Genomic DNA, 3,200 nt, shown 5'->3' on the forward strand with positions numbered 1-3,200 from the left:
ACGCTCGCCCGAGGAGGCCAGGGCCACCTTCGCCTCCTTCCAACGCGGCTTCACCCGTGGGCGCGGGGCCGCCGCTCCGGCGGACCGTTCCACTGCGGCGGATCGCTCGGCCCAGGACCGTCCGGCCCGGGACCGTCCGGCGTCGGGCGGCGCCGCCGGGACGGCCACCCGGCCCACGGCCGTACCGGCCTGGCAGCCGCCGGATCCGTCCCGGCGGGCGATCAGCCCGGCGCCCGCCCCGGCGGCGCTGCCCGCGCCCCCGGAGTCCGGCCGGGCGCCGCTCGCCCGCCGGGTGCCCCCGGGACAACCGGTGCGGCGGAACCCCGCGGCCTCGTCGCCCGTACCACCAGTGGCACCCGCGACACCCGTAGTGCCTGCTCAATCCGCAGTACACGCACCACCTGCACGGCCCGCACCACCCGCTCCAGCGGAAGGAACTGATTCATGACCACTTCGACGCAGCCGTCCGGGGACCTCAACTGGCTCCTGGACGACCTGGTGGGACGCGTCGCGGCCCTGCGGCACGCGGTGATCCTCTCCAACGACGGATTGGCCACCGGTGCCTCCCGCGACCTCGACCGCGAGGACGCCGAGCACCTCGCCGCCGTCGCGGCCGGGTTCCACAGCCTGGCCAAGGGCGCCGGCGGGCACTTCAAGGTCGGCGGGGTCCGGCAGACCATGGTGGAGCTGGACGAGGCGTTCCTGTTCATCACGGCCGCCGGTGACGGCAGTTGCCTGGCCGTGCTGAGCGAGGCCGAGGCGGACATCGGTCAGATCGCCTACGAGATGGCCCTGCTGGTCAAGCGGGTCGGCGAGCACATGGCCGCCGAGCCGCGCGGCGAAGCCGCCCCGCCGAGGAACTGAGCGGTCCGATGGCGGATCCGAAGGCGGACGCGCCGGGCGGCCCGGAGGCTTTCGACGGCCCCCAGGTGCCGGTCGGCGCGTCCGGGTCGCCCGGCGCGCCTCGGCTGTCCGGGCTGGCCGGGTCGTCCGGGTCGTCCGGGCCTTCCGGCCCGTCCGGCGCGGAGCAGGCGGGCCCGGACGAGCCCGAGACCGACCTGTTCCGGCCGCGCACCCCGGTCGAGGACCGCTGGTTCGACGACGAGGCCGGCCCGGTGGTACGGCTCTACTCGATGACCCGGGGCCGTACCCGGCCGGTCGAGGAGGGTCTGTTCGACCTGATCTCGCTGATCACCGCCAAGGAGCCGGGGCCGGACTCGGGGGCCGTGCCGGCGGACGTCCTCGACCCGGAGCACCTGACCCTGCTGGCCTGGTGCCGCCACGAGCCGCTCTCCGTCGCCGAACTCGGCTCCTACACGGACCTGCCGGTCAGCGTCGTGCGGGTGCTGCTCGGCGACCTCTACGACGCCGACCTGATCGGCGTCACCCGACCCGTTCCGCTCGCCGAGCTGCCGGACGAGCGCCTGCTGCGAGACGTGATCAATGGACTCCGTGCGCTCTGACCGCCATCTGGACCACCTCCCGGACCACCCGGCGGACCACCATGTGGACCGCCATTCGGACGACCTGCCGGACGGCCGTCCCGGCGGGCACCCGGCGAGCCGGAGCGGGAACGCCGACGAACCGCGCTGGCGCGGTGGTCCGGCCGTCGCGGTGAAGATCCTGGTCGCGGGCGGCTTCGGCGCGGGCAAGACCACCCTGGTCGGCGCGGTGAGCGAGATCCGGCCGCTGCGCACCGAGGAGGAGCTCAGCGAGCTGGGCCGCCCGGTGGACGACACCTCGGGCGTGGAGGCGAAGCGCACCACCACCGTCGCGATGGACTTCGGCCGGATCGACCTGCGGCCCGGCCTCGCGCTCTACCTGTTCGGCACACCCGGTCAGGACCGATTCTGGTTCGTCTGGGACGAGTTGGCGCGCGGTGCGCTCGGCGCCGTGGTGCTCGCGGACACCCGGCGGCTGGCCGACTGCTTCCCCTCGGTCGACTTCTTCGAGCAGCGCGGAATCCCCTTCCTGGTCGCGGTCAACTGCTTCGAGGGCAGCGAGCGGTTCGCCCCGGAGGAGGTCCGGGACGCGCTGGACCTCGCCCCGGAGATCCCGGTTCTGCTGTGCGACGCGCGGCTGCGGGCGGACGGCAAGGAACTGTTGGTGGCGCTCGTCGAGCACGCCGCAGCGCTTCGACACCGGGCGCCGGCACGGGCCTGAGGCCCCGTAGGGAACTGGCTGGTCAAGGGCCCTTCGGCTGACCGACGTCTCATTCGGCCGTCCGCATCCCGGACGCATCACGTGCTGAAGGTTGCCTAGACAGGCTCACCCGTGGAAGGCTCTGTGGGCGAAGGCCGTCCCGGCCATGCCCGTCGGGAGGGTCGGAAACGTCCCGTTCACACGGGTGTTGCCGACCGACGTGCGGTCTTCGACGATCCGACGCGGCACCGTCGGCGCGCACCGGAGTCGGTGTGTCGTCGCGCTGCAACGAAGCAGAACGAAGGGGGAGGGCAGCAGGGATGACCGTCGGCCAGCGACGCATCACCACCGTGCCCGCCCCTGTGATGCCGGTGCTCACCGTCCGCCGCTACATCGACCACGCGCTCATCTGCAGCGCCTGTTGTCGCTGACCGGCCTCCCTTCACCCGGTACGTCCGCGGCACCTCCGGCACACTCCCGGCCGCCGTCCGACGCACCGCCGACCCCGTCGACCAGGCCGTAGCGGATCGCCCGACAGGCGCGCCCGCGGCCGACCAACCGGCCCCGCCTAGCGGAGAAACCACCAGTGAACATCGTCTGCCCCAGCCCAGCCCCCGGTGTCGCCGGCCGCACCCGTCCGACCGGGCCGGCCCCCGCGATGTGCGCGGGGCCGTGGACCGGACGGTGGAACGGGCGCGCGCGCCGCGCCGCGAACAGCCAGCAGGGTCGCTTCGACCTTGAGCCGTTCTGGCCGTCCCGGCAGCCGCACCTGTTCGATCAGACGTGTCCGGGCTCGCCCAGCGCGTCCCGGCTCTCCGCCCGCTGAACCGGTTCGGTACGGTCCAGCCCCGGCAGTAGTACGCCCGGTCGACGCGCAGACGACTCCACCCCGTCCGTCACGCGCGAAATGAGCGGCACACCATGTCTTCTTCTTCCACGGCCACCCTGCCCCTGCCGACCGCGACCCCGCACCTGCGCGCGGTCCGGTCCGTCCCCTCCGTTCCGCCGGTCCCCACCGTCCCGACCGTCCCGACCGTCCCCTCGGTGCCGCCGGTCGT

3 protein-coding genes are annotated in these 3,200 nt (G+C 73.8%); all 3 read left to right on the forward strand.

The features are described 5' to 3' along the window. Positions 1-444: 444 nt before the first annotated feature. The 3 genes from J0670_RS33925 (at position 445) to J0670_RS33935 (ending at position 2,163) form a co-directional block, all read left to right on the forward strand. A complete protein-coding gene (locus J0670_RS33925; RefSeq protein WP_196950703.1) occupies positions 445-864 on the forward strand; it encodes a roadblock/LC7 domain-containing protein in 420 nt (139 codons plus the stop codon). A gap of 194 nt (positions 865-1,058) precedes the next feature. Further along, positions 1,059-1,463: a DUF742 domain-containing protein gene (locus J0670_RS33930; RefSeq protein WP_243437913.1), complete on the forward strand. Its 405-nt coding sequence runs from the start codon at positions 1,059-1,061 to the stop codon at positions 1,461-1,463. Between the two features lie 151 nt (positions 1,464-1,614). Beyond that, positions 1,615-2,163 carry an ATP/GTP-binding protein gene (locus J0670_RS33935; RefSeq protein WP_307806812.1) on the forward strand — a complete coding sequence of 183 codons (549 nt, stop codon included), beginning with the start codon at positions 1,615-1,617 and terminating at the stop codon, positions 2,161-2,163. Positions 2,164-3,200: the final 1,037 nt, after the last annotated feature.

This window comes from Streptomyces sp. FH025 (assembly GCF_017427025.1).
Classification (GTDB): Bacteria; Actinomycetota; Actinomycetes; order Streptomycetales; family Streptomycetaceae; genus Kitasatospora.

Coding starts and splice junctions, on each gene's coding strand:
- J0670_RS33925 (WP_196950703.1), top strand. CDS start 445: ATGACCACTTCGACGCAGCCGTCCGGGGACCTCAACTGGCTCCTGGAC.